18 protein-coding genes and 1 riboswitch are annotated in these 25,516 nt (G+C 42.7%); of the genes, 12 read left to right on the plus strand and 6 right to left on the minus strand.

Annotated elements, in window-relative coordinates; all coding sequences use genetic code 11:
- Positions 1–129: 129 nt before the first annotated feature.
- Positions 130–942 carry an alpha/beta hydrolase gene (locus OKX00_RS03860; protein ID WP_062237652.1) on the minus strand — a complete coding sequence of 271 codons (813 nt, stop codon included), beginning with the start codon at positions 940–942 and terminating at the stop codon, positions 130–132.
- Between the two features lie 142 nt (positions 943–1,084).
- Positions 1,085–1,192, minus strand: a riboswitch (SAM riboswitch).
- Positions 1,193–1,467: 275 nt separating this feature from the next.
- Here OKX00_RS03860 and OKX00_RS03865 point away from each other — a divergent pair.
- The 5 genes from OKX00_RS03865 (at position 1,468) to OKX00_RS03885 (ending at position 8,356) form a co-directional block, all read left to right on the plus strand.
- Positions 1,468–2,448 (plus strand): bile acid:sodium symporter family protein, encoded by a 981-nt coding sequence (locus OKX00_RS03865; protein WP_265409499.1) that lies wholly within the window; start codon positions 1,468–1,470, stop codon positions 2,446–2,448.
- A 582-nt stretch (positions 2,449–3,030) separates the two neighbouring features.
- Positions 3,031–3,861 carry a GNAT family N-acetyltransferase gene (locus OKX00_RS03870; RefSeq protein WP_265409500.1) on the plus strand — a complete coding sequence of 277 codons (831 nt, stop codon included), beginning with the start codon at positions 3,031–3,033 and terminating at the stop codon, positions 3,859–3,861.
- 278 nt (positions 3,862–4,139) lie between these two features.
- Positions 4,140–4,811, plus strand: a complete 672-nt coding sequence (locus OKX00_RS03875; RefSeq protein ID WP_265409501.1) for a response regulator transcription factor — start codon at positions 4,140–4,142, stop codon at positions 4,809–4,811.
- The gene (locus tag OKX00_RS03880; protein ID WP_265409502.1) at positions 4,801–6,162 is read left to right on the plus strand and encodes a sensor histidine kinase; all 1,362 of its coding nucleotides are present in this window, start codon (positions 4,801–4,803) and stop codon (positions 6,160–6,162) included. The genes OKX00_RS03875 and OKX00_RS03880 overlap by 11 nt, the downstream gene beginning before the upstream one ends.
- 184 nt (positions 6,163–6,346) lie before the next feature.
- Complete coding sequence (locus tag OKX00_RS03885) at positions 6,347–8,356, plus strand: lipoteichoic acid synthase (RefSeq protein WP_265409503.1); 2,010 nt, start codon at positions 6,347–6,349, stop codon at positions 8,354–8,356.
- Positions 8,357–8,449: 93 nt separating this feature from the next.
- On the opposite strand, the gene OKX00_RS03890 is transcribed toward OKX00_RS03885, so the two are convergent.
- From OKX00_RS03890 to OKX00_RS03900, 3 genes are all read right to left on the minus strand, one after another.
- Positions 8,450–9,703 (minus strand): CDP-glycerol glycerophosphotransferase family protein, encoded by a 1,254-nt coding sequence (locus OKX00_RS03890; RefSeq protein WP_265409504.1) that lies wholly within the window; start codon positions 9,701–9,703, stop codon positions 8,450–8,452.
- 156 nt (positions 9,704–9,859) lie between these two features.
- The gene (locus OKX00_RS03895) at positions 9,860–10,891 is read right to left on the minus strand and encodes an acyltransferase family protein (protein WP_265409505.1); all 1,032 of its coding nucleotides are present in this window, start codon (positions 10,889–10,891) and stop codon (positions 9,860–9,862) included.
- Between the two features lie 200 nt (positions 10,892–11,091).
- Entirely contained in the window at positions 11,092–11,970 is an 879-nt protein-coding gene (locus OKX00_RS03900) for an AraC family transcriptional regulator (RefSeq protein ID WP_265409506.1), read from the minus strand.
- Positions 11,971–12,166: 196 nt separating this feature from the next.
- On the opposite strand from OKX00_RS03900, the gene OKX00_RS03905 reads away from it, so the two are divergent.
- Positions 12,167–13,075, plus strand: coding sequence for an alpha/beta fold hydrolase (locus tag OKX00_RS03905; RefSeq protein WP_265409507.1), 909 nt, complete (start codon positions 12,167–12,169; stop codon positions 13,073–13,075).
- Between the two features lie 67 nt (positions 13,076–13,142).
- On the plus strand, positions 13,143–13,808 hold the full coding sequence (locus OKX00_RS03910) for a DUF975 family protein (protein ID WP_265409508.1): 666 nt from the start codon (positions 13,143–13,145) through the stop codon (positions 13,806–13,808).
- A 59-nt stretch (positions 13,809–13,867) separates the two neighbouring features.
- Here the strand turns inward: OKX00_RS03910 and OKX00_RS03915 are convergent, their stop codons facing one another.
- Together OKX00_RS03915 and OKX00_RS03920 are read right to left on the minus strand one after the other, a co-directional pair.
- Positions 13,868–14,164 (minus strand): hypothetical protein, encoded by a 297-nt coding sequence (locus tag OKX00_RS03915; protein ID WP_265409509.1) that lies wholly within the window; start codon positions 14,162–14,164, stop codon positions 13,868–13,870.
- Between the two features lie 141 nt (positions 14,165–14,305).
- Complete coding sequence (locus OKX00_RS03920) at positions 14,306–14,947, minus strand: LysE family translocator (protein ID WP_265409510.1); 642 nt, start codon at positions 14,945–14,947, stop codon at positions 14,306–14,308.
- A gap of 293 nt (positions 14,948–15,240) precedes the next feature.
- On the opposite strand from OKX00_RS03920, the gene OKX00_RS03925 reads away from it, so the two are divergent.
- From OKX00_RS03925 to OKX00_RS03945, 5 genes are all read left to right on the plus strand, one after another.
- Positions 15,241–16,836 carry a S8 family peptidase gene (locus OKX00_RS03925; RefSeq protein ID WP_265409511.1) on the plus strand — a complete coding sequence of 532 codons (1,596 nt, stop codon included), beginning with the start codon at positions 15,241–15,243 and terminating at the stop codon, positions 16,834–16,836.
- A gap of 173 nt (positions 16,837–17,009) precedes the next feature.
- Positions 17,010–18,719 carry an N-acetylmuramoyl-L-alanine amidase family protein gene (locus OKX00_RS03930; protein ID WP_265409512.1) on the plus strand — a complete coding sequence of 570 codons (1,710 nt, stop codon included), beginning with the start codon at positions 17,010–17,012 and terminating at the stop codon, positions 18,717–18,719.
- 178 nt (positions 18,720–18,897) lie between these two features.
- Positions 18,898–19,473, plus strand: a complete 576-nt coding sequence (locus tag OKX00_RS03935) for a transposase (protein WP_265409513.1) — start codon at positions 18,898–18,900, stop codon at positions 19,471–19,473.
- Between the two features lie 202 nt (positions 19,474–19,675).
- On the plus strand, positions 19,676–21,562 hold the full coding sequence (locus tag OKX00_RS03940; RefSeq protein ID WP_265409514.1) for a S8 family serine peptidase: 1,887 nt from the start codon (positions 19,676–19,678) through the stop codon (positions 21,560–21,562).
- A 274-nt stretch (positions 21,563–21,836) separates the two neighbouring features.
- On the plus strand, positions 21,837–25,367 hold the full coding sequence (locus tag OKX00_RS03945; RefSeq protein WP_265409515.1) for a S8 family serine peptidase: 3,531 nt from the start codon (positions 21,837–21,839) through the stop codon (positions 25,365–25,367).
- Positions 25,368–25,516: the final 149 nt, after the last annotated feature.

The following is a 25,516-nucleotide window of genomic DNA, read 5'->3' on the forward strand; positions in this document are numbered from 1 at the left end:
TGTTAGCGCGGCTCACACAAAAAACATTGTATATGGACAGATTTTCGGTAAATGCGAAAAACCGGGTCAGTTTTCATTGGAATACCATCGCTATCAATACAGGTGCCAGGCACCGCTTTTACACAAGTGTCAAAAGCCGGTGCCTGGCACCTTCAAATTAGAATCATTTATGAGCCAATCGGAGGTTACAGTGATCAGTTCATTGAAGTGCATGATGGATGAGAAGGTATGGTTGGCGCCTTTAATAAGCCGAATCTTGCTTTTTCCACATGATCTTTTTTGGGTATTCTCAAAGAATTCCCCGCAATAATGGGCTGGAATTTCTTTGTCGTCCGTTCCGTGAACGAGCAGCACATCACCGGAAAACTGTGATAGCTGGTCTAACGGATTGGAATTCTTGAGGGACTGCAGAAATTTTGTGGTCAGGGAATAACCTAAATGATCCACGAATCCTTTAATGAATAGATGGCTATATTCTTCTTCACCCACGATATTTACGATGTCATCAAACGGCCGTCCTACCGCAGACCAGAGGATTAACTGTTTAACCCTTTCGTCACGGGCCGCAGAGTGTACAGCAACTGCTCCTCCAAGGCTATGGCCAAGCAGGGTAATCTGGTCAGAATCAACGTTAGGAAGCTCCAAGGCAAAGCTAACGGCAGCGTATGTTTGGTCGATTAGGTCTTCAAAGCTGTTTTCCCCATAATTTCCCTCACTTTCCCCGCAGCCCGAATAATCAAAGCGAACTACAACAAATCCGTTCGAAGAAAGCTGCTGTGCCGTTTTAACAAACAATCGGTCCACACCAATCCGGTTGCTTGTAAATCCATGGCAAATAATAACGGCAGGGGATATCTTATTTTTGCTTAGCATGGATTTCGGATAATGCACGGTTGCGGTAAGCCTTTTTCCCTTCCAGTGTATACAGTCGTGTTTTTCCATATCACCAACTCCTCATTTAACGTTTATTATTTAAAATAACTATTCATATCTATTTAGTAGGAATTGATTCGATAAAAAACCCCTTCCTATGTTTATGGAAACATAAGAAGGGGTTGAAGAGACCGAAGAATGATCAACACAATTCTTATCTTCCAAGCAAAGAAGCTTGTTGAAATTGGCACAGTGCTCATAAAAGAGTCTGTTGCCGAGGTTTCTCAGGGTCAATTCCCTCCACCTCTCTGGATAAGAATATTTAATTTCATTTAATGTAAAATAGAATTGATAGTTTGTCAATTAAAAAATCTGTTTTGGACAGCTATCTCAAATGGGTATGCATACATCCTATGCACCTGGCGGGGAGAGGGATTCAAAAATATACAATAGCCTGCGCCTTTTTTGTAGGGTGCCAGGCACCTGAATTACACAAGTATATAATTGCGGTGCCTGGCACCGCAAACTTAAATATTTTATAATATAAATTAATATACTATTAGAGTAATAGACTCAGACGGAAGAAGGCTAATCGTGTTAGAAAAGTTAAACCACCAGCTGGAAAAATTCATGCCATTTATTACACCCGCAAGTGTGATCCTTGGAATTTTGCTTACGAGCGAACTAAAGGGTTTGCTTTTTTTAGTTCCTTGGATTTTTGCATTCATGACGTTTTCAGGTAGTTTAGGGTCTAATTTTACCCATCTGCGAAATACACTGTCCCGGCCAGTGCCCATCCTGACAGCACTCATCATCCTGCATATCATAATGCCGATCTGGGCGTGGGGAGTCGGGCACATTGCGTTTTCCTCGGATTCCCTTACCATAACCGGACTCGTATTGGCGATGGTCATACCGTGCGGCGTGACGAGCAGCATCTGGGTATCCATCTATCGTGGGAACAGCACCCTCGCGCTTTCCATAATATTGATTGATACGCTATTATCGCCGATCGTCGTTCCTTACAGCCTATCACTGTTTGTCGGAGAAACCGTCTCCATTGATGAATGGTCCATGGTGAAGGACTTGTTGAATATGATCGTGATCCCATCTGTCATTGGCATGCTGCTTAATCATTGGACGAAGGGAGAAATAAAGAACACGCTCGGGAAAAGAATCTCTCCAGTTTCTAAAATTTGCATGAGTGCTGTGGTCGCCATCAATGCTTCGGTTGCCACCCCGTATTTGGTTCATGTGAACGCGAAACTTTTATTGATTGGTTTGTTCGTCCTGTTGATCGCGGCCAGTGGTTACTTAATATGCTGGCTGACCGGCATGCTTTTTGGATGGGAGAGAGAAAGGGTTGTAGCTCTCGTCTTCAGTGGAAGCATGCGGAATATCAGCGCTGGATCTGTTCTTGCGTTAACGTACTTTTCGCCGGCGACAGCTGTTCCCGTCGTGGTTGGAATGCTGTTTCAGCAGATTCTGGCGTCTATATACGGCCATCTGATAGCTAAACACTACGGCAGACATGAACAACTTACTTCGGAAAATAACGAAAAAGTTCCTGTTTAATAGTTTTGGTGCCAGGCACGCTTAATTGAGAAAAAAGGAGCCCTCCATGAAGGCTCCTTTTTCTTACTTTCCTTTTTTTACGGACAGGATGAAACGTACCAGCAATGTTTCCAGCTGCTCATCCTTTATCTTCTTTGTGTTGAAATGCTGGTGAATGCGTTTTTTTAGCACTTCACTGCTCATCACCATTCTCCTTTCCTCTTTGTTTTCCTACTTTTTTCTTTCCTTTGAAGATTATACCTGCTAGTTGTCGAAAGAAGGGGTAATATGTCTTATGCGCTATATGTAATGGGCCAGATTTTTATGATTTTATTACCATGCTTGCTTGATAATATTTCCGGATTTTAGCAGATTGAAACGTGGAATTGGCAATAAAACGAAAATTCTGTTCGTATAAAGGGGAAATTGAATCCCTTCGTTTACTCTTTGATAAAAATCATGATAAACTTGGATTATACAATAATTGTAAATGGCGAGGGGGTTGGTTTGAAACGGCACTTATAAGTAAACGTCGTGCAGTCTTTCTGTTTTAAGAGATTATGCAGAGTGCAAAAATCTTAAAACAAGGGAGAATGGATCAATATGATTTATGAATTGCCTCTAAAACGATACGATAAGGTAAGAAAACTTTTTAAAGAACAAAACGATCATCCAGTCATACAAGGAGTCATTTCAGGGATAAATCGCGGAAAGATCTTTGTTGATGATGTTGAATCTCCTTCAACTGCATTAATCTGGGCGGTTAATGAAATGTTTTATTTGGGAGGAGACCATACGAACCACACATTCAACTCCTTTCTGCAGCCATTCATAATAGAAAGAATAAAACCTGAAGCCCTTGAACTCGGCGAAAATGATTTTAATCTTGAAGTATATCCTCCTCAAGGCTGGCATGAAGTAATATCCTCGCTTTTTCCTGCAGGATTAAAAATGGGTGAACGAGTGCCTTTTAAGTTTAAACGTGAACATTTTTTATCTTCAAAATTAAACAATGCTATACCTGAAGAGTACATAGTATCGAGAATTTCTCAAGATTTGCTTTTGAAGGATCCACTCCATACGATCAATAAAGAGATTAAGAAATTCTGGGACTCGGAGGAAAGCTTTTTAGAACGCGGTCTAGGCTGGTGTGCCATGCATAAAAATAAAGTCATCGGAACGTGCATCAGTGTGTTTGCGTGTGGGGATGACGTGGAGATTGGCATAAATGTTTATGAAACAGAACATCGAGGCAGAGGGCTTGCAACGAGAATGGCCCGTGGTTTTATCAATGACTGCTTAAAAAGTGGCAGGAAACCCCATTGGACAACAGAAACCTTTAGGCATGATTCGGTTGTAATCGCAGAAAAACTTGGTTTTGAAAGACTTCCCAATTATCAAGTATACTTTCTTCCTTTTCATGATTTTAAGTAAAGTCAGTATTTAATGCTGGCTTTTTTTATAGACAAAAGATTGAGATATAAGCTATACTCAATATAAGAACAAATGTTCGGTGAACTACTCTCATTATTCCTCAGAATCTCTCCTTTGTAAAGTCTCTTAAAAAAAATTTCCATCTTCACTTCTTAAACCCATACATAAATTATTAGGAAATTGTGTGAAATCAGCAGGAATTTCAATCCTCTTTGCAGTAATTGTGCTATCATCAATTGTTGAAGTCAGTGATCAAGCTGAAGGGAGCCTGCTTTTACATGAATATTCTGGTAGCGGAAGACGATTTGCATCTTGGAAAGTTGATTGTCCATATGCTGAAAAAGAATCAACATCATGTAGAGTGGGTGTCAAATGGAGAAGATGCCTATGAGACCGCGATAGCATCTGATTTTGATATTGTGATCCTGGATTGGATGATGCCGGGGCAAACGGGATTGGAAGTTTGCAGGCGATTACGGTCTGGGGGCTATTCCCAAGCCATTCTGATGCTGACAGCAAAAGATTCAGTTCAGGACAGGATTCATGGACTGGATGCAGGAGCCGATGACTACCTGGTCAAACCCTTTGAAATTGACGAACTTCTTGCCAGGCTTCGGGCTCTATCACGAAGGAACTTTGCTCCTATTGTTGAAGAAAAGGTCGTACTTTATGATATTGTGTTGAATCGTACCAGTTATATAGTAAATTCAGCTAAGGGTGAGATACAGCTGACCCCAAGGGAATTTCAGCTGTTTGATCTTCTTGTTCGCAATAAAGGCCAAGTACTGCCGAGGGAAACCATCCTTGACCGGATCTGGGGTTTCGATGCAGATGTCTCGGCAAAGACAGTGGATGCCACTGTTAAATTGCTTCGGAAAAAACTTGGAAAGCTCACCAAAAAAGAAATTATTGAAAGTGTGCGCGGGGTGGGGTATCGCCTTGAAAACTAGCCTCTTTTCCCGCTGGAATCTTTTAAAAAACTTAAACCTGATCAGCCGTACACAGTGGCGGCTGACAATGATTTATACAGGCATTCTGATGCTGTTCTTAATTCTTTTTATGGTCATCGTTTATTTTTTGCTATACGGAGTGATTGTCAGCAGCCAGGAGGATCAGCTGAAGAAGCTCGTGGACCAGGAAGTAAGTGTGATCAAAGAAAAAATGATAAAAGGCAAAAAGCCCTCCATACAAAACTTTGTCATGCTTTCTGACGAACAGTTCTTCTATTACGTCGTCGATGCCAAAGGAAAGCTTATAACGGGTGATGAACTTTACCATCATCTCCGTCCAAAGCTGTATAAGAAACTAGAGGGCTGGAATCCAAATCCAAAAGAGGTCCGGTATGAAAACTTAAACGTCTCTTATTTTGTTCCGTGGCAAGAGGATTTAAATAAAAGAAATATCGATCTCATGATGGCAGGACGCAAAATTTATAAAGGAAATCAATTCATTGGCATTTTATATGTTGGGAAAAGCATATCTAATAGGGTGGAGCTATTTGACTGGCTATTGAACATTTTTGCCATACTGCTTTTCGTCTTTTCCTTTGTTTCTTTTTTTATCAGCTATTTCATGTCGAAGCGAGCTATGTCACCTATTATCAGATCGTATATGAAGCAGCGTGAATTTGCCGCCGATGCCTCACATGAGCTTCGAACCCCGCTGAGTGTCATATTATCTTCTATTAATGCGCTGGAGATGGAAAAACAAGTGCAGGAAGATGAATTTTCACACTCTGTTCTATCTAATATGAAATATGAAGTAAAGCGGATGATTAAGCTTGTAGGAGATTTGCTCACACTGGCCCGTTCAGATGCTGAAAAAACGGAATTGCAAAAAGAAGTGTTTGATTTTCATCAGCTGGCTGAAAAAGCGGTTCATTCTCTTGAAACAATTGCGGATGAGAAACGTATAACAATTAGGCTGAATACGCCTGCCCAGCTTTTTGTGTATGGAAACCGTGAACGTTTGGATCAGCTTCTTTATATTCTGCTGGAGAATGCCATCAAGTATTCTCCTGAAAATGCTGAGGTTAACCTTGAACTTTCGCTGAAAAAAGAAGAAAAAAATAAATTGCTGGTTATTTTGGTTGAAGATCAGGGTATAGGGATAAAGCCTGAAGAACGCGAACGGATATTTGAGCGTTTTTACCGGACGGATAAATCCCGGTCAAAACAGCTTGGAGGCCATGGTTTAGGGCTTGCGATTGCAAAATGGATTGTCGAATCTCACGGCGGCTGGATCCATGTTGAGGGCAAGTCCGGGAAAGGAAGCGTTTTTACAATTAAAATACCGCAATAATAAACGAAAATGATGGCTAGAGGGCGTAATTTTAAGGAAAAATATATAAAAATAAAATTAAATCTTAGCTTTTCATCATATTTTCACTTTTGCTATTTATAATAAAATAGACTAAAATTTACAGGTGCGAAAAAAAGTAATTAGACAATCATATGTTATAGAGGTACTAGAAGAGGTGAAAGAATTGAAAGGTCTTTTAAAAGCTGGCCAAAATGTTGTCCAAAAGCATCTTGGTTTCTTCATTTTAGCTGTTGTTCTTTTTTGGCTAAAAACGTATACAGGCTATCTTGTTGAATTTAATCTTGGTATAGAAAATGGAATGCAGAAGTTCCTGCTGCTGATCAACCCGATCAGTTCAGCTATCTTCTTTTTTGGGTTGGCACTATTTGCAAAGGGGAAAAGAGCCTACATCTGGACGATTGTCCTTAACTTACTCCTTTCTTTTGTTCTATATGCAAACATCGTGTATTACCGTTTCTTTAACGATTTCATTACGATGCCGACCCTGACTCAAACGAAAAACTTTGGAGATCTTGGAGGAAGCATCTGGGAACTGCTTAAGCCTTATGATCCGCTGTATTTTATTGATACCATCATTCTAACTGTTCTTGTCGCTGCAAAATTCATCAAGCCCGAGCCGGTTCGCATGGCTCGCAAGAAAGTGCAGCTTGTGCTGGTTTCAGCGATTGCTTTGCTTGTTATTAACATTGGCTTGGCAGAAACGGATCGTCCGCAGCTTTTAACGCGTACGTTTGACCGCAACTACTTGGTGAAATATCTTGGAACTTACAACTACGTCATTTATGATGCGATCCAAAGCATGCGGATCTCCGCGCAAAAAGCGTCAGCAGATTCCAGCGATATGGGTGACGTCCTCAATTACAAAGACGCTAATTATGCAAAGCCTAATCCTGCCTACTTTGCGAAGGCAAAAGGCATGAATGTAATCTACATTCACCTGGAATCTTTCCAGAACTTTATGATTAACTACAAACTGAAGGGTGAAGAAGTCACTCCGTATTTAAACTCGTTTACAAAAGATAAGAATACCTTTTACTTTGATAACTTTTTCCACCAAACGGGCCAAGGTAAAACATCGGATGCAGAATTCATGCTGGAAAACTCCATTTACGGGCTTCCGCAAGGATCTGTATTCACAACAAATGGATCGAACACATTTCAGGCGGCACCTGCTATTTTAGGACAAAAAGGATATACATCCGCAGTATTCCACGGGAACTACAAAACGTTCTGGAACCGTGATGAAATCTACAAGTCATTTGGATTTGACAAGTTCTTTGATGCAAGCCATTATCAAATGAGGGATGAAGATGTAGTGAACTATGGCCTAAAGGATAAACCATTCTTTAGAGAGTCCATTCCAATGCTGAAAACATTGAAGGAACCGTTCTATACAAAATTTATTACGCTCTCTAACCATTTCCCTTACCCGATTGATGATGCAGAAGCTTCTATCGCTCCGGATGATACAGGTGATGGTTCAGTCGACCGTTATTTCCAGACGGCACGCTATCTTGATGAGTCTGTTAAAGGGTTTATGGATTACTTAAAATCTTCAGGGCTTTATGACCGCTCTGTCATTGTTATGTACGGTGACCATTATGGTATTTCTGAAAACCATAACGAGTCGATGGCTAAAGTTCTAGGCAAAGATCAAATCACTCCATATGATAATGCTCAGCTGCAGCGTGTACCATTAATGATTCATGTCCCTGGCGTGAAGGGTGGAGTACAGCATCAATATGGCGGACAAGTCGACGTGCTTCCAACCTTGCTTCACTTGCTTGGTGTTGATACAAAAGAGTATGTCCAGTTTGGTACGGACTTATTGTCTAAGCAGCATCAGCAGGTTATTCCTTTCCGAAACGGAAGCTTTGTGAGTCCTAAGGTTACCGCAATTAACGGTAAATACTTTGATGCAAAAACAGGCCAGCCGGTTAAAAAGAATAAAGAAATTCAGAAAGAACAACAATTTGTTGAAAACACTCTTCATCTGTCTGACAAGGTTGTTTACGGAGATCTTCTTCGTTTCTATACTCCTCGTGACTTCAAGCCGATTGAACGGTCGAAGTACGACTACAATAACCGTGATGATAAAAAAAATAATGCTAATACGCAAAAGCAGACCAATCAGGAAGAAGCACCTGCTGGTCAACAACAAGAACAAAACTAAACAAGGAAAGCACTGCCTGGAAACAGGCAGTGCTTTTTTTATTAAATAAAAAAAGCACCCTTCAAATAGGGTGCTTTGCTGATTTTTACATTTTTATCTGGATAGCAGGTAATCAATGACTCGGTCTGAGGAATTGCCGTCATGCATGCTGCAGAATGTTTTATAAAAATCCTTATATTCAGGAGAGTTGTCTTTTAAGACTTTAGGCAGTGTTTGCAGCAATTCTTCTTCAGTGTAGCAAATCTCTCCTGCTCGCTGCTCACTTAATTCAAAATAAGCTCCTCGTACTGAGCCGACATATTGGTCGTAATCAGGAACATAATAAATAACGGGTTTTAGGCTGCAGTACCAGTCAAACACGATCGATGAGTAATCTGTAATGAGAACATCAGCTGCGCACATAAGTTCAATGGCATCGTCCCAGCCACTGACGTCAATTACACGGCCAGCGAGACTTGTTAATTTATCATCAGAGCTGCTCATATGATGAGAGCGGATAAGCAGGATAGCGTCTTCAGGAGCATGCTCTATAAATTTAAATGGATCTAGCATTAAATTGAATTCAAACATGGAGTTCCCAAGGTGTTTACCGTCCCGCCATGTTGGCGCATAAAGGTAGATGGGAGCATTGTTATTTTGCACTCCGAGTTTTGCTCTTATTTTTTCTCTGACGTTTGAGTACCTTCTTTTGTCATAGAAAATATCATTGGAAGGATAACCATATTCAACGATTTCTCCTTCGTATCTAAAAGCAGATTGGAATATCTCTGTAGAATAATGATTGGGAGATAATAAGGCATCCCATTTGGTTGATTTCACATAAAATTCAGGCGTCGACCGTTTTTCTAATGGACGTGATGAAATGTCCCAGTGCAGTCTTTTGAACGGTGTGCCGTGCCATGTTTGAAAGTAGAAGGTCTCAGGCCGGTGGTACCAAAGCGGAAATGTTGTGTTATTAATGATAAACCGTGATCTGGCAAGAAAGTTATAGTATTCAGCGGATGCTCTATCAACAATGATTGGATCTCCGGGAATCGTTTCGTTGCCGGCATAGCACCAGACATATGTATAATTCGGATAACGTTCGATCATGCGTTCATAAATGTACCTTGGATTCCCGGTATACTGTTTGCCTAAGTTACTTTCAAAGAAGAACATGCGCTGATCAACTTTATTGGACTCTGCGGCTTTTTTGTATTGCCAAGGTATTCCGAATCCGCGTGACTGCGCAATTAAATTAAAGACTTCAGGATATTTGGGGAATACATCCTTCTTTAAGTCATCTTGAGAAATAGTCGAAAAATAGTCCAATACAAAGGGGTTTAAATCCAAAGAATCAGTTTTCATTTCTCCACCTCCAGTGGCATTTGAAAAACATTTTTATCCATTGTTATCTTTTACCTATTATACAGTAAGCCTAAACATCCGCCAACGAAGTGTTCGAGGGATGAATGGCCGTAAAAAAACAGATGTCTTGAAGGGGACATCTGCTTTTGGGAGAAGCTATGCTGTTTTGACCAGTTTCGGAGATATCGTTTTTATTTTACGGTTAGTATTGCCTACCACATACGATCCAAACGGCAGTAAGGATATTACTTTAATGATTGCCATTGAAATTAAAAGCGTAATAAAGAAGAGCGAAAACACTTGCAGGTGGGTTTGGTCGAACCATTGAGCCGTATAGGGTGCAAGATAGCGCTGAACCTGCCAGTGGATGAGATAAATGCCAAAAGAGTAATTGCTGATCAAGTTCACGATTTTAATATTCGGCAGCAATTGGCCCCAAGCCAGAACGAGGAGACTAATCGATACGGTTAATGGAAACAGATCTAATCGCTTCGACCCGACGCTGACATAACCTGATTTGTAAAAAATCAAGACAATAGCGAGACTCAGAACTACCCCAAAGAGCGTTTGGTATCGGTATTCTTGCAGCTTGGCAGCGATCGCTGTGTAATTTTTTCCGATCGCATAAGCAATGGTAAAATACGCAAACCATGCCGTAAACGGAATTTTTAAATACGATAAATTCTCTTTGATCCAAGGATGCTCGCCTTCCATCACTTTAAAATGAAGGCTCATCACAAGAATGCTGATAGGGATCAGCCAGTTCATCTTGATGTTGTATTTCGTGACAAAATAATGCAGGATATAAAATTGAAAAATGATCAGAACGAAGTATCCTTCGTAATTTCCTAATAGATTGTTTTTAATCATTAAAGCGATATCGATATTCGGGTTGAGATGATAGCTGACCAGTGCATCGATCACGGCAAAGGCGAGAAACGGAGCAAAAATCCATTTCACACGCTTTTTCCAAAAGTTTTTCGGAAGCTGATCGGGATAGCGGTTCGCAAGGATGATCTCAGACAGGATGACAAACGTCGGTGTGGCATAACATAGAGCGATACGCAGCAGGCTGTAAACCCCGGACGCAGGATAACCTCCGACAGAGACAGCTGTCAGCGATGTACTGTGCAGAAATACAATGCTTAAACAGGCTAGGGTGCGTAACAGGTTCCATTCTTTAATCAAGGGTATTTTCCCCCTTTCCGGAAAAATGTGGCGTTCCAAAGCAATTCATGAACACCATAACAATGAAGAAGGAAAGAGAGCAACAGAATTCGACATTCTTAATAATTATTTATAGAAACTTTATAAAATATTTAAAAAGAAACGTACTGAAAAGACGGCAGTTCCTTGATGGTTCAGGAGATTGCCGTCTTCTTTGCATGTTATTTTATAGGGACCAGAATGTCCATCTGTTTGGATTCAGGGCTTATGCTTCGTTCATCGTACAGCTCGATCTCAACTCCGCCGGCATGTTCGTAGCCGGAAGAAGGGAACCATTCTTTGAAAATGTACTGCCATGTCGCCTGAATGCTGTCGGAAAACTCGTTTTCTGCAACTTTCGGGGTAGTGAACACGGCATACTTGGTTTCTGGGAACGTCCTGGCCACAAGGCCTTCAGGAACATTATTGAAATCCGTAACTTCAGAGCAGATCAGGTAACTGAACGAGCCGTTTTCCTGGTTAAAATCTGTGCAGATGCCGAGTTCCACTGAAGGGTCCTTCTTGTTGGGGATAGCTTCTCTCATCTTATTGTTTTTTAAATAGGTCTGCCAAAAGACAGGGATTTCCTTTAGATTTTTACCATCTTCAGAAGTGGTTTTGAGTTCATAACCGATGACGTTAAATTCAGGCTTCATATAAATTTTCGGCTGCATAAATGGTCCTCCTACAATAGGTTTTTTGATGAGGGCGGCTTTTTCAGGAAGCGTATAGGTGTACAGCTTCTCTTTTCGGAACTGTGTGGGTGTCACCGCGAATAGCTTTTTGAAAGCCCGGTTAAAGGATTCGTGGGAAGAAAACCCGCAGCTGAAGGCAATGTCCACAATCTTAAGCTCTGAATGGACAAGCAGGTCCGCTGCGTGCGCAAGTCTTCTTTTCCGGATGTAGTCCATCACCGGGTGGCCGACCAGCATCAAAAAGACGCGGTGAAAGTGAAAAGGCGAAAAGCAGGCAATCCTGGCGAGGTCCGGAAGCGTCAAGGGTTCTTCCAAGTTCTCCTCAATATAGTCAATCGTATTCTGAATGCTGTTGAAGTAATCCATACGTCCGCCTCCCTCATGACCCTATCTTAATGTGCAGCAGATATTAATTCTTAACCTTTTTTGCTGTGTTTCGGAGTTTTGTTATTTTGGTGCCAGGCACCCGCGTTTTGACATGTGTGTAATCGTGGTGCCTGGCACCAATTTCTTATTCGGCAAATGGGTGAATGAGGCCTTCTTTTCAGGAAGTAATGTTAAAATGAGGATAAGAATAGAAGACAAAATTGGGTGCCAGGCACCACGCGATGGCACCGTCAATGAAAGGGCGATGTACATGTTTTGCGATCTTGGAGATATTCAGGTTCATTATGAGGTACATGGGGAAGGGAAGCCCATCATCATGATTCATGGTTTCTCGCCGGATTACCGGTTGATGGAAGGCTGTATGGAGCCGGTTTTTAAAGACCGAAGCGGGTTTCAGCGAATCTATTTGGATCTGCCGGGGATGGGCCGGACCAAAGGGGAGTATTGGCTGACCGGGACGGATGATATGCTGGATGTTGTGTTGCGTTTTATTGAAAAAGTAATACCCGAACAATCTTTTTTACTTGCTGGTGAATCCTATGGAGGCTATCTTGCGAGAGGCGTCATGACTAAAATGGGGGATAGGGTAGAAGGCTTGCTCACGATTTGTTCACCGATCTACGCAGAACATGAAAAAAGAGAGCTGCCGGAGCATACGGTCATTAAAACAGATGAGCAGCTAATCGCATCCCTTCCGTTGGAAGAAGCCAGGGAGTTTGCGTCTATAGCAGTTGTACAGGATGAATATGTACTGAAACGAACGAGGGAAGAAATCATACCAGGTGTGATGCTGGCAGATCCTGTTTTTCTGGAAAAAATAAAGCAGAACTACGCTTTTACCTTTTCTATCAACTTACAGAAACCCTTTGAGAAGCCTGTGCTGTTTTTTACTGGCAGGCAGGATGCTGTTGTCGGCTTCAAAGATCATTGGGCCATCATGGATCAATTTCCTCGTGCATCTTTTGCTGTATTGGACCGGGCGGGGCACAACCTGCAGATTGAACAGCCCGAAGTCTTCAATGCTTTAGTTGCCGACTGGCTGGACCGATCAGAAGAAGCCCTTCACCTAAAAAAAGAGCATTAATGGCTTTTTCCAAAGAATAACTATTTTGCAAAAAGAATTGAAACAAAAAAGGTAAGGTGAAAGAGGCATGAGAATCGGAGAAATAAAAAAGGAAGCAAGGGTTGCCCTGGAAAACAAATGGGGCTTTGCGGTTCTATTGACGTTCCTTTTGGGAATCTTTACGTTTTTTCTTCCTAACTTGATTGATTTTTTTCTATTGGGAGGAAAGGACGAATTTAATGGAGCTGAACGAAATCTATCAGCATATATCTTTTCTTGGATTATTAACGGTTTTGTTTACCCAATCACGATTGGCTTTAGCTGGGTCTTTCTGAGCCTTATAAGGCGTGAGCCTCAAGAAGTGAAGAACATGTTTCAGCCTTTCTTGGACATCGGTACGTTCTTAAAGATTATTGGAACAACGATTCTGGTATGGATTTTCACAGTTCTTTGGACCCTGCTATTGATTGTTCCGGGTATTATCAAAGGGCTTGCATATTCGCAAACATTCTATGTCTTGAAAGACAACCCGGGGATTTCGATTACGGGTGCCATCACCGAAAGCCGCAGATTAATGGACGGCTACAAGTGGAAGTACTTCCTTCTTCAGCTTAGTTTTATCGGCTGGGTGATCCTGGCGGTTATGACACTGTTTATCGGGTTTCTATGGCTGACGCCTTATATGTCCGCATCTTCAGCTGAATTTTACAATGAAATCCGCCAGGCTAAAAACAATGATTCTTTAGAGGCTTAAAATAAGAAAGGCATCTGTGCAACGAAGCACGGATGCCTTTTTTGTGATGAAATTGAGCCTTACTCTCTCAATAATAAAAATTCCCCTGTCTCGAGGTGGTTTCCGTAATGTTCCGCTTCTTTATGATCTACTCCTAGAAAGACGAGTCTCTCATTTCCTGAGAGATTCTGTGAGAAGGATGAGTTGTCGGATTGGTCCAAAAAATGCTGTATGATCTGCTCGTTATCTTCTTTTTCTTCAATGGTCTCATAAGGCCCAACGACTAAAAATGTGCTGTTTTCATTTTTCGGTTTCAGTTGATTCCGTTCTTCCACTGCTTCTTGTTCTGTCTTATAAACACCAACTACCTTAAACATTTTTCTTCCCCTCCCTTACAAGTGTGAAATATTTAAATGATGAAAATAACTTTCCAATCAATACCCGTAATGCTTCAATTTGTAACATTATGTCACAAAAAAAATCCTCTTGGCAGCTTCAAGAGGACTGGTGAGCGTTGTTTAGTTCTGCTTTTCTAAAGCGAGTTTCATGCCGAAGCCGATGAGTACCACACCCGTTACTCCCTGCATGGCACGCTGAGTCGCCGGCCTTTTCATAAAGACACTGATCTGGTTGATCAAATAGACGTAAAAGAAAAACCAGGCCGCTGTCAGAAGTGTGTAGGTGAGGCCCATAATGGAAAATTGCACAAAGGCGTTGCTGCCGCGTTCAAGAAATTGCGGAAGGAACGTTAAGAAGAAAAGTGCGACCTTTGGGTTTAGAAGATTTGTAAGGAATCCCTGTCTGAAACAAGATGAGGACTTTCGGATTCCGGGTGTTTGATCTGCAGGTTCCGCAGAATAGGCTGTTTCAATATTCCCGTCCTTTAATGACCAGAGCGACTTTATTCCGATGTAGATCAGATAGACCGCCCCAGCATACTTGAAAATAGAAAAAAGCATTGCCGATTTCACAATGATGGCAGACAGGCCTACAACAGCTGCTACGGTGTGAATGAGCAAGGCGCCGCATGTTCCAAGCATGGTTTTAAAACCGCCAGTCTTTCCTAGAGATAACGTGTTTTTCGTGGCAATGGCTGTATCAGGGCCGGGAAGAATAATCAGGCAAACCGCCATGACCACAAAAAGAAGAAAATGCTCCATCGTTTTATACCGCCTTCCCCTGTTAAATTTTATTCCAATGTACCACACCCTAATATCTGGTGCCAGGCACCCCAATTACACAAGTGTGTAATCGCGGTGCCTGGCACCATATTTGTAATATATTGTATAATTGTAATTAATAGTAAATTATCAGGTTCTAAGTGTTCGGTTGCGCAGGTGTTTTTAAAGTTCAAGTATGATGATTTACCTATATTTTCTAAATCATGGAGGCTGGTACCCGATATAAAAAGGGTACCACCATTAAATCAAACAAGATGAAGAGGGGCAGCAGTGTGAAAAAGTACAGTCGTTTTATGGCTGGAGTTGCGTTGGGCAGTATTTTATTAAGTTCTTTTAGTACGTCAGCTTCAGCGGATGATGAGAACTGGCAGCGAAGAAAGAAGTCTTTTCAACCGAGCAGCAAGATCCATTTAATGAGTAATCATTCTAATGATCACGTAAAAAACAGACAGGCCATCGTGAAGACCACGCTTTCGAATGAGGAACTTGTAAAGGGGTTCGGTGTTACGATCGCGGACTCTTCTTCAATTTTAGGAAAAGAGAATCTTAAGGTGGTTCGAATTCCGAAAAAGCTAAATTATGAAGGAACTCTAAGAAAATTAAAGCGGTCAGCTCGCATAGAATCAGCCGAGCCAGATTATATGGTCAAGAAAATGTCGAACGATCCTTTTTATTCTTATCAGTGGCCGCTTCCCAAAATGAAAGTTCCAAACGCATGGCTTGGACTATCACCAAAGGCGAGGATAAAGGTGGCTGTTATCGACTCAGGTGTTGACTACACTCATCCGGATTTAGAAGGAAGAGTGTTATCTGGCTACGATACATACGATGAAGACAGCGATCCCATGGATTATGACGGCCATGGAACAGCTGTTGCAGGTGTCATTGCGGCTACTGTAAACAATGGTATAGGCATGGCTGGAATTAATCCGTATGCTGATATACTTCCAGTCCGTGTAGGGGATGAAGAAGGAATATCAACGAGTGATTGCGTCGAGGGAATCTATTATGCCATTTCACAAAAAGCTGATGTGATCAACATGAGCTATGGCGGAAGTGAGTATGAGGACATTGAATATGATGCTATCCGTTCTGCTTATGAAAAAGGAATTGTGCTTGTTGCGGCATCAGGAAATGAAGATGATGCTTTAGGTTATCCTGCAGCCTATCCAGAGGTTCTAAGTGTAGGGGCGTCCACTCCCAACGACGGTATCGCTGATTTTTCCAATTACGGAGAATTACTGGACATCGTAGCTCCAGGAACAGATGTTTTAACCGCGGCAATCGATGGAGAGTATGACTATTTTGATGGTACATCTTTTTCCGCACCGATTGTCAGCGGCCTTGCTTCGCTAATTCTTGCTGAAGAACCTTCTTTATATCCTGATGATGTGGAGTATCTGCTTGAGAGCTCTGCCTATTTGCCTGCCAAATATAAAGGAAAATGGAATCAATATTATGGATATGGCCGGGCAGATGCTCTCAAACCGTTCTATACGAAGCATCCTAGTTTAAAGAATGATGTGGGTGATCGGCGCTCAAAAGCGAAAAAAGTGACTGTTGGCAAGCTATACAGCGATAAGTTCGATACCCCGAGCGACGTCGATTGGTTTACATTCAAAGTTTCCAAGAAAACCAATGTCAGAGTCGATGTCAGCGGGGTAGCCGGCATAAACAGTACGGTATGGATTGATAAATACAGCAACGGCAAGGTCATCAATGAAAAACCCCATGATGCCCGAGGATTAAATGGAAAAGAGTCGTTCACGGCTTCATTGACTGCCGGAACGTATTATCTCACTGTTTACGACAACAACTACCATTGGGCTAAAGACCCTTATTCCTTAAAAGTAACAGCAGTGAAATAAACTGGTGCCAGGCACCGCGATTACACATATGTCAAAACGCGGTGCCTGGCACCTGAATTTAGGCACCTGAATTTTTAGTAGAATTTTGGTGGATTTTTCCGTCGATTTGCCGATAGAAATAGTAGAAAAAGATTAGTAGAAAAGATAGAAAGTAAGAAAGGGGATTACAGCTTTTGAGAAAGTTCACTTCACTGGCTCTCATCCTGGCATTTATTTTATCTCTTTTTATCACACATGCAGACGCTGCAGCGAGCCAAACAAAAGCAAAAGTTACAGCATCGATTCTAAATGTCAGATCGAAGCCTAGTACCAGCAGCAGTATTATCGATAAACTGAAAAAGGATGCAGCCGTTACGATTAAGGCAGAGTCTAACGGATGGTCTCAGGTGACTTTGAAAAAGGGGACAGGCTGGGTATCATCAAAATATCTGAAAAAAATCAGCGTATCCGCATCCTCTGCAACAAAAACAGGATACGTGACGGCTTCCTCTCTCAATCTGAGGGAAAAGGCCACGATCTCCAGTAAATCCGTTTTGCTATTGAAAAAAGGAAACAAGGTTACCATCTTAAAAACGTCAGGTTCTTGGTATTATATTCAGGCAGCCGGAAGCAAGAAAGGCTATGTGTCCAAGAGCTTCATCTCTACGAAAGCTCCTGTGCCATCTTCAGCACCAAAAGCAAAAACAGTGTATGGCTATGTGAACGCTTCTTCTTTTTTAACGCTGAGAGAGAAGGCATCAACGACAAGCAAATCTCTGATGCAGCTGAAGAGAGGAACAAAGATTACCATCCTGAAAACATCAGGTTCCTGGCACAATGCAAAGGCTCCCAATGGTAAAACAGGCTGGGTTCTTAAAAGCTATGTAGCCAGCAAGGCCCCTGCCCCTGCACCGGCTAAAACGGTTTATGCCTATGTTAATACTGACTCTTTGAACCTAAGAGAGAAGGCAACAACCTCAAGCAAGTCGTTGATGACCTTGAAAAAAGGCCAGCAGGTAAAGGTTTTGGACCCGGGAAGCACATGGAGCTATATCCAGGCTTCAAACGGCACAAAAGGATGGTTGTCTAAAAAGTACTTATCAGCGACTGCTCCGGTAACCGTACAGCCTTCTGTTAAAAAAGGATACGTCACGACGAATGATTTAAATGTAAGAGAAAACGCGGGTACATCTTACAAGGTCTTGGCTAAGCTGAATACCGGAGCCGAAGTGCAAGTGTACTCAAGCAAAGGAGACTGGCTGAACATCAAAACATCCAGCGGAATAAAAGGCTGGGTACATAAAGCCTACATCACCTTTACCAAAATTAATGACAATAACCTATCTCTCCCTTCAAGTTTCCCCAGCCTAAGAGGGAAGAAAATCATGATTGACCCCGGGCACGGCGGCTATGACGTAGGGGCTGTAGGTGCGGGCTACGGCACATATGAAAAAAATGTAACGTTATCCACCGCGCTTATTTTAGCTCAGAAGCTGCGAGCGGCAGGAGCCAAGGTCTACATGACACGCTCCACCGATACAGCCATCGCGTTAACTTCACGCCCGCAATTAAGCAATAATTATTTGGTCGATGCGTTTGTAAGCATTCACTATAATTCAGGGCCTTTTGCCGGAACAGGAATTGAAACGTTCTATCAGCCCGGTTCTGTATACAGCGGACTGGCTTCCCTTGTACAGCAGGGCGTTGTGAAATATACAGGATTTAAGAGCCGTGGGATTGCCGGGAAAAACCTTCAAGTTCTGCGTACCAACAAGCGTCCATGTGTTCTTGTCGAGCTCGGGTTCTTATCCAATAAAAGTGAAGAGCAGATCGTCCGAACATCTGCTCATCAGCAAAAAGCAGCCGCCGGCATAGCCGAAGGACTGAACAGCTACTTTAGATAACTATGGTGCCAGGCACCGCCTTTACACACTTGTGTAATCGCGGTGCCTGGCACCATATATTTTTTTCTTGCCTTAGGCAGGGAAGTGAGACAGGCTGTAGAACATAATATTTTACCTCTTCGTTTTGCATCAATCTCTCCCCATCATTTATCCCCCAATTCCTGAAAGGAGCCCCGTAATGCCGCGCAAACAACGAACCTGGTTTCCGGGCGCGATCTACCACATTACCTGCAGAGGAAACCGTAAAACACCTATTTTTCATGAACGTGAAGATTACCTCTATTACTTATATTTGCTGAGAAAGACAAACAGGCGCCATCCTTTTAACCTTCATGCTTATTGCCTCATGCCCAACCACACCCATCTCCTTCTGGAAACAACCGTAAGCCCCCCTGGTGAAGCTATGGGATACCTGAATACACAATATGCAAAGTACATTAATCGAAAATACGATCAGGTGGGACATGTGTTTCAGGGCCGTTATGGCGCTTCTCTCATTGATTCCATGATGTATTTAATTGATGTCAGCCGGTACATTCATCAAAACCCTGTAGCGGCTAAGATGGTATGCAATGCAGAAGATTACGAGTGGACAAGTTACAGGCACTATATCTCCGTGGGAATAGACCAAGGAGTAAAAGTGAAAACCGATTACATCCTCTCTCAATTCCCAACCCCTAAGCAGGACAATTATAAGAGTTTCATAGAAGGAGCAGAATATGGCGAGATCGTGAGAAGGACACCGGTGCTGTAACTTTTAGTGATTTGAGTTTGGTGCCAGGCACCGGCTTTTGACACTTGTGTAATCGCGGTGCCTGGCACCGCACATCATGGCACCGCACACCAACACCGCACACCAACAAAATTTCCAATATTTTTAAGATATTTCATTTTACTAGAAAAGAAAAATGATATAATAAAGCTTGCATAAAATTAGACAAAAGATGGGGAAGAGAATGAATACATTTAAACGAACGATGTCCATTTTAACCGCTGGATTGGTAGGTACAAGCCTATTAGGAACAGCTGTCCATGCGCAAGGAACAGAGCTTGCTAAAAGAAACCTATTCTTTAGCACACAAACGATAGAACAGCCGTCCGAATCCGTAGATCTGGCTAATGTTAATAAAAGAGAAATTATTGTAAAAACGAAAGAAGGAAACGCGTTTACACCTTCTTCATACGGCCTGGAAACCACCTCGGCGCCTTCTATCCTGAAAGAAGAAGGAATCAGTGTTTACCAGGTTCCTAACGACAAAAACTATGAAAGAACACTGTCACAGATCAAAGCTGATCAAGCTGTGGAATATGCTGAACCGAACTACCTTTCAAAAAGAACAGCTGAGACGGTAAAGCCAAACGATAAACTGTATGACCAGCAGTGGGCATTAAAAAAGATCAACTGGGCAAAAGATCTAGTGAATCCGCCAGCAGGACAGAAACCGGTCATCGTTGCTGTTTTGGACACAGGAGTTAATGCTGCTCATCCCGACCTAAAAGGGAAGGTGCTCAAGGGCAAAGACTTTGTGAACAACCTTAAAACGGCAAACGATACGGTCGGCCACGGGACAGAGGTCTCCGGAATCATAGCCGCAGCGACTGACAACAAGATCGGCATCAGCGGTTTAAACAATCATGTTCAGATTCTTCCTGTACGGGTTGGCGGGAAAGTAAGCATTCCTAATTCAAGCGCGATCGCCGGTCTTCATTACGCTATAGACCACGGTGCGAAAGTCATTAATATGAGCTTTGGATCTGCCGAACCGAGCCAGGCAGAATATGATGCCATCATGGAAGCTGTCCACAAAGGAATTATTCTGGTAGCGGCTTCAGGTAACGAGAATCCAGTGTACGGTGTGAACTATCCGGCTGCCTATCCGCAGGTCATCAGTGTCGGTGCGACGAGATACAATGATGTTATCGCTCCGTTCTCGAGCAGAGGGCCTGAACTCGATGTTGTCGCTCCAGGAACAAACATCATGACGACGCTTATGAACGGAAAATACGGCTCACAGGATGTTTCAGGGACATCATTTTCCGCGCCGATGGTTTCAGGACTGGCATCTCTTTTACTAACGAAAAATCCAGCGCTGACACCTCAGCAAGTCGAATATATGATTGAAAAATCAGCATTCAAGCCTGATCGTGCGGGCTATAAAAACGCTGCCGGCCTGACTGACTTTTATGGATACGGAAGAATTGATGCAGCCAAAGCTTTAGAGACGAAATTTCCTTCTCTTGCTGGAGATACAACGGATATTCCGGCAAAAGCCAAGTGGATGAGCAAGGGAACGGTTTACAAAGATAAGTTTGATGTTCCGTTTGATGGGGACATGTACCGTTTTAAATTAACGAAAGAATACAATGTGAAGATTGAAGTATCAGCCACAGCAGGCATGGATCCGGTCGTTGCCGTAGACAGAATCTCAGCTGACGGAAAGCTGACGTATGAAAAAATTGCTGATAAAAGCGGTGTGGGCAAAGCAGAAACATGGTATGCCAAACTGAAACCGGGCATTAATTATGTGACCGTTTATGAAGCGAATAACCACTGGTCAGCAAAGCCTTACAGCGTTAAATTCACTACATTCGAAGCTGTTGCTCCGGCTGCTCCCAAGGTAAACAAAGTCGATAGTAACGATAAATACGTTACCGGAAAAGCAGAAAAAAAATCAAAAATAGAGGTTAAAAAAGGGAAGACTGTTATCGGAAAAGCGGCGGCGAGCTCTTCAGGTGCCTACAAAGCTCCGATCAAAGCCCAAAAACGCGGAACGGTTCTCTATGTGACCGCGACTGATGCAGCAGGCAACAAAAGCAAATCTACTAAAATTACTGTAAAATAGCGAAATCCAATCATCAGCTTAAAAAGCTCTCCGGTTAGTATCCGGAGAGCTTTTTGTATGTGGTGCAAATGATTGGGTGCCAGGCACCGCAATTACACACTTGTGTAACGACGGTGCCTGGCACCATTCAACCAATTTTTGTAAAAAATAGAGGAGTTTAGTAAATGCCGTCGAATCGTAAGGTATGCTCTATGCAAAAGTGGGGTGAGAAAAGAAGAAACAGGCAGCACGACATCGTTTTACTGTTTTTTATGCTGAATTTGGAGGATAACACATGAAAAATTGGAAAAAGCAGATTGCGGCTGTAGGTCTGTCTGCCAGCATGCTGGCCAGCGGATATTCTGCCGTTCACGCGGAAGTCAAAGTCCCGTCAGTTTCAAAGAAATCGCTGGGGATGACTGAACTTGAAAACGTCACAAAAGAAAGCACAACAAAAAGCAACAAGCCTTTATTCAGTGACGATACGCTCGTCATCAAGTACACAAAACCGCTGACGTCCACAGATCACAAGAACGCGGGAGCGACAGTGATCCGATCGTACAGCCAATATAAATATACAGTCGTTCGAGTCAACAACAAGAAAAAATTTGAGCAAGCAATGAAAATCTATCAAAAAATGGGGAAGGTAGCGTCTGTTTCACCAAGCATTCTTTCTAAAACGCTCTCTGCGCCAGACCCGAAAACGGGCAAGCAGTATCATCTGTCACTTTTACAGATCGCGAAAGCCCAGGAGCTTGCCGGCAAACATGCGGTTAAGGTTGCGGTGATCGACCAGGGAGTGGACAGAAACCATCCAGAGTTAAAAGGACAGGTCATTTCCAGCTATAACGCGAACGATCCGATGAACCAGGCGATGCCTGATTTCCACGGCACGCATGTCAGCGGGATTATTGCTGCTAAAAAAGGCAATGGGGTTGGCGGATATGGTGTGAATCCTCATGCTAAAATCATGTCTTATGACGTCTTTGACCGCGGTATGGGTGCGAGCGATTATACGATTGCCGATGCCATTTTAAAAGCGGTTCATGACGGCGCAAAAGTGATCAACATGAGCCTTGGCAGCTCTGCGCCTTCTCCGTTAATTGAAGATGCGGTGAAAACAGCCATCAAAGCGAACGTTACGGTTGTGGCTGCAGCAGGCAATAATGCTACAGATGCGGCGTTTTACCCAGCCGCTTTTGAAGGCGTCATTAGTGTTGGTTCTACAAACGCAAAAAACAAGCTGTCCTGGTATTCCAACTATGGGCCATCTGTTGACATAGTAGCACCAGGGGAGGCTATTTATGCACCGCTTTATGATTATGAAAAAAAATCAACGTTTGAGAAAATGAGCGGAACGAGCATGGCCTCTCCGGTTGTTGCGGGTACAGCTTCACTGCTGCTTTCCAAGTATCCGTCGCTCAAACCGGCACAGGTCGAATACGTACTTGAACATACAGCAAAAGACCTTGGTTCCAAGGGCTATGATACAAAGTACGCGCACGGACTTGTCCAGCCTGTCTCTGCCCTTGAGTTTAATGTCAAAAACATTCCTGCATCGGTTAAACCGCTCCAAACGGAAAAAGAAATTAAAGACGCAGCGACTGAGATTTTCCCGGTAAACAACAAAGACTTTGTAAAAGAAGGAAAAATCACGAAGGCCAATGAAGAAAAATGGGTCAAGTTTTACGTGAACAAAGGGGAGTACATTCAGACTTCTCTAAAAGGATCAAAAAACTATGACCTGAAGCTGAAGCTTAACCTTTACGGAACGGACAGCACAACAATGCTTGACGTTAATAAGCTTCAGGCTAACGGAACGGAAGGCAAACTGTTCCAAGTGCCTTTCAGCGGCTATATGACGATCGGAGTGAAGGACGTCAACGGAAACTTTGATGATTCCAAGGCTGCTGCATCCCGATATACGCTTAAAATCAAACGTCTTCAAGAGCTTCCGGTTGATAAAAATACGATGGATAAGCCTGAAAACATCAGTACGTTCCCGTATCACACAAAAGGAACCTTTACTGGTGAAAATGAGGATGAAGACTTCTATACATTCAAAGTGGACAAGCCTCAGCTCGTTAAAGTGAAAACGACTGGAGTTCCTGGCGTCAACAGCACGCTGAAGGTTTACGCGGAGGAGCAGGTCACGGATGAAGATCCTGGTGATGCAAAAGCGGTAAGCCAAGTGGCGGGTGATGAGGACACAGGTGAGGAAATGGACGGACCTGAACCAATGTTTTATCAAAACGCCAACGGCTATGGTGAAGGCGAGACGATGGTCTTTGAAGCGGTTCCGAACGTTGACTACTTGATCAGCACGACGAATAAGTCTGAGATCGTTGACGGTCTATTTGACTTCTTCATGGACTTCAATATGATCAATGAAGAGTCTCCCGAACCTTCTGCGATTTCCTACAGCCTTGATGTCGAAAGCAAGGTCACTCCTCCAGATGAGGACGGACTTCCTTTTGAAGAGGATTCACCAGAAGGAAAACTGGAAAACAAAGAAATTACGGTTAAAGATTATGTAGCTTTGAAACAAATAGAGCGCAAGAGAGCCCACGAGCAGGATGTAGAGATCATCATCATCATCAGTAATCAAGAAAATGATATTGATCCGCAGGATATCGTGGACAACGCCAACCCTTATGTTCTTGGGTCAAAGGAAACAGGAGTTCTGCAAAAGCAGATGGATGAAGACTGGTTCTCCTTCTCTCCAAAACAGGACGGCATCTATGATTTCAATCTTGGAAAAGGCCAAAAGCCGGCGATTCAAATTTATCAGCTGGAGAAGTATAAAGATGAAGACGGTGAATGGCAGCTGGACCTTGGAAGAGTTGGAGACAACTACAGCAATGACTGGTTCGATGGAACATTGGAAGACCATGCGATTGCTGGCTTGAGAAAAGGCCAAAAATATTTTGTCAGAATCGCCAATAATAAAATGAACGGATCTACACTCTATGATCCGTATGAGTTCAGCTCCAAGCTATTGGCGTCCAATCCTGATGACGCCAATGAGCCGAATGATATGATGGACCGTTTCAAGGACCTTAAAAATAACAAAGCAACCGGCATGTTCTCAATGCCTGGAGACATGGACGCTTTCTATATGAAAGCCAAAGAGACGGGCATCTCTAATGTTTCTTTGACTAAAGGAGCAGTTACGAAAGAGTTGAAAGCAAAGTATCCTAGTGAACTGCTGAACGATTATTATGGTCTTGTTCTTGTGGGAGAAGACACGAACGGCAACCGCAGGGTAGATGAGTCAGAGCTAGGCAAGCTGAAGGAAGTGTATAAGGGAATTGAAGGATCTGAAACAAGAGGTTCCTTCACAACGAAAAAAGGCAAAGGCTACTTTATCGTAGGAATCGGATTCTTCGATTATAAACCTGAGCTGTCATTTATCCCTTACACATTAAAAGTTGAGTCTGTGAATCGCAAGGATGAAGATGCAAAATCAGTCGTCAAAGGAAATAAACCATCCAAGCCGATCAGCCTGAAAAAAGTCAGCAGCAAATCGTACAGCGGCACAGGCTATTTCAATATGGTCAAGAACAAAACTGATGCAGACTGGTACAAATGGTCCCTCAGCAAAAAAGCAAACGTGAAACTTACGCTTGAAACGTCTGCAGACATTGACGGTGTGATCACTGTTTACAAGAACGGCAAGGAAGTGGCCAAGAGCAATTACTATGGTAATGGCGACTCAGAAGTGCTTTACAAAACACTGGGCAAAGGCACGTATCACATCCAAGTAAAAGACCGGTACGGCAACGCCTCTGTCCATTCCTACAAGCTTAAAGCTGAGATTCGATAAAAGATTTTTTGGTTGGTTGATTGGTGCCAGGCACCGCGATTACACAAGTGTGTAAAAAATCGAAAAAACGGTGCCTGGCACCAAAAAAAATGGCACCAAAAAAAAACAAAGGATGGACACGCGTGTGTCCATCCTTTGCTTTTTTTAAA

It is taken from the genome of Fictibacillus sp. KU28468 (assembly GCF_026153615.1).
Taxonomy (GTDB): domain Bacteria; phylum Bacillota; class Bacilli; order Bacillales; family Fictibacillaceae; genus Fictibacillus_C; species Fictibacillus_C marinisediminis.

What these genes read in the sequence shown, in the direction of transcription:
- OKX00_RS03945 (WP_265409515.1), top strand. Translation starts at nt 21,837, where the DNA reads ATGAAAAATTGGAAAAAGCAGATTGCGGCTGTAGGTCTGTCTGCCAGC.
- OKX00_RS03900 (WP_265409506.1), bottom strand. Translation starts at nt 11,970, where the DNA reads ATGGATTACTTCAACAGCATTCAGAATACGATTGACTATATTGAGGAG.
- OKX00_RS03860 (WP_062237652.1), bottom strand. Translation starts at nt 942, where the DNA reads ATGGAAAAACACGACTGTATACACTGGAAGGGAAAAAGGCTTACCGCA.
- OKX00_RS03910 (WP_265409508.1), top strand. Translation starts at nt 13,143, where the DNA reads ATGAGAATCGGAGAAATAAAAAAGGAAGCAAGGGTTGCCCTGGAAAAC.
- OKX00_RS03890 (WP_265409504.1), bottom strand. Translation starts at nt 9,703, where the DNA reads ATGAAAACTGATTCTTTGGATTTAAACCCCTTTGTATTGGACTATTTT.
- OKX00_RS03940 (WP_265409514.1), top strand. Translation starts at nt 19,676, where the DNA reads ATGAATACATTTAAACGAACGATGTCCATTTTAACCGCTGGATTGGTA.
- OKX00_RS03905 (WP_265409507.1), top strand. Translation starts at nt 12,167, where the DNA reads ATGAGGATAAGAATAGAAGACAAAATTGGGTGCCAGGCACCACGCGAT.
- OKX00_RS03920 (WP_265409510.1), bottom strand. Translation starts at nt 14,947, where the DNA reads ATGGAGCATTTTCTTCTTTTTGTGGTCATGGCGGTTTGCCTGATTATT.
- OKX00_RS03935 (WP_265409513.1), top strand. Translation starts at nt 18,898, where the DNA reads ATGCCGCGCAAACAACGAACCTGGTTTCCGGGCGCGATCTACCACATT.
- OKX00_RS03915 (WP_265409509.1), bottom strand. Translation starts at nt 14,164, where the DNA reads ATGTTTAAGGTAGTTGGTGTTTATAAGACAGAACAAGAAGCAGTGGAA.
- OKX00_RS03870 (WP_265409500.1), top strand. Translation starts at nt 3,031, where the DNA reads ATGATTTATGAATTGCCTCTAAAACGATACGATAAGGTAAGAAAACTT.
- OKX00_RS03875 (WP_265409501.1), top strand. Translation starts at nt 4,140, where the DNA reads ATGAATATTCTGGTAGCGGAAGACGATTTGCATCTTGGAAAGTTGATT.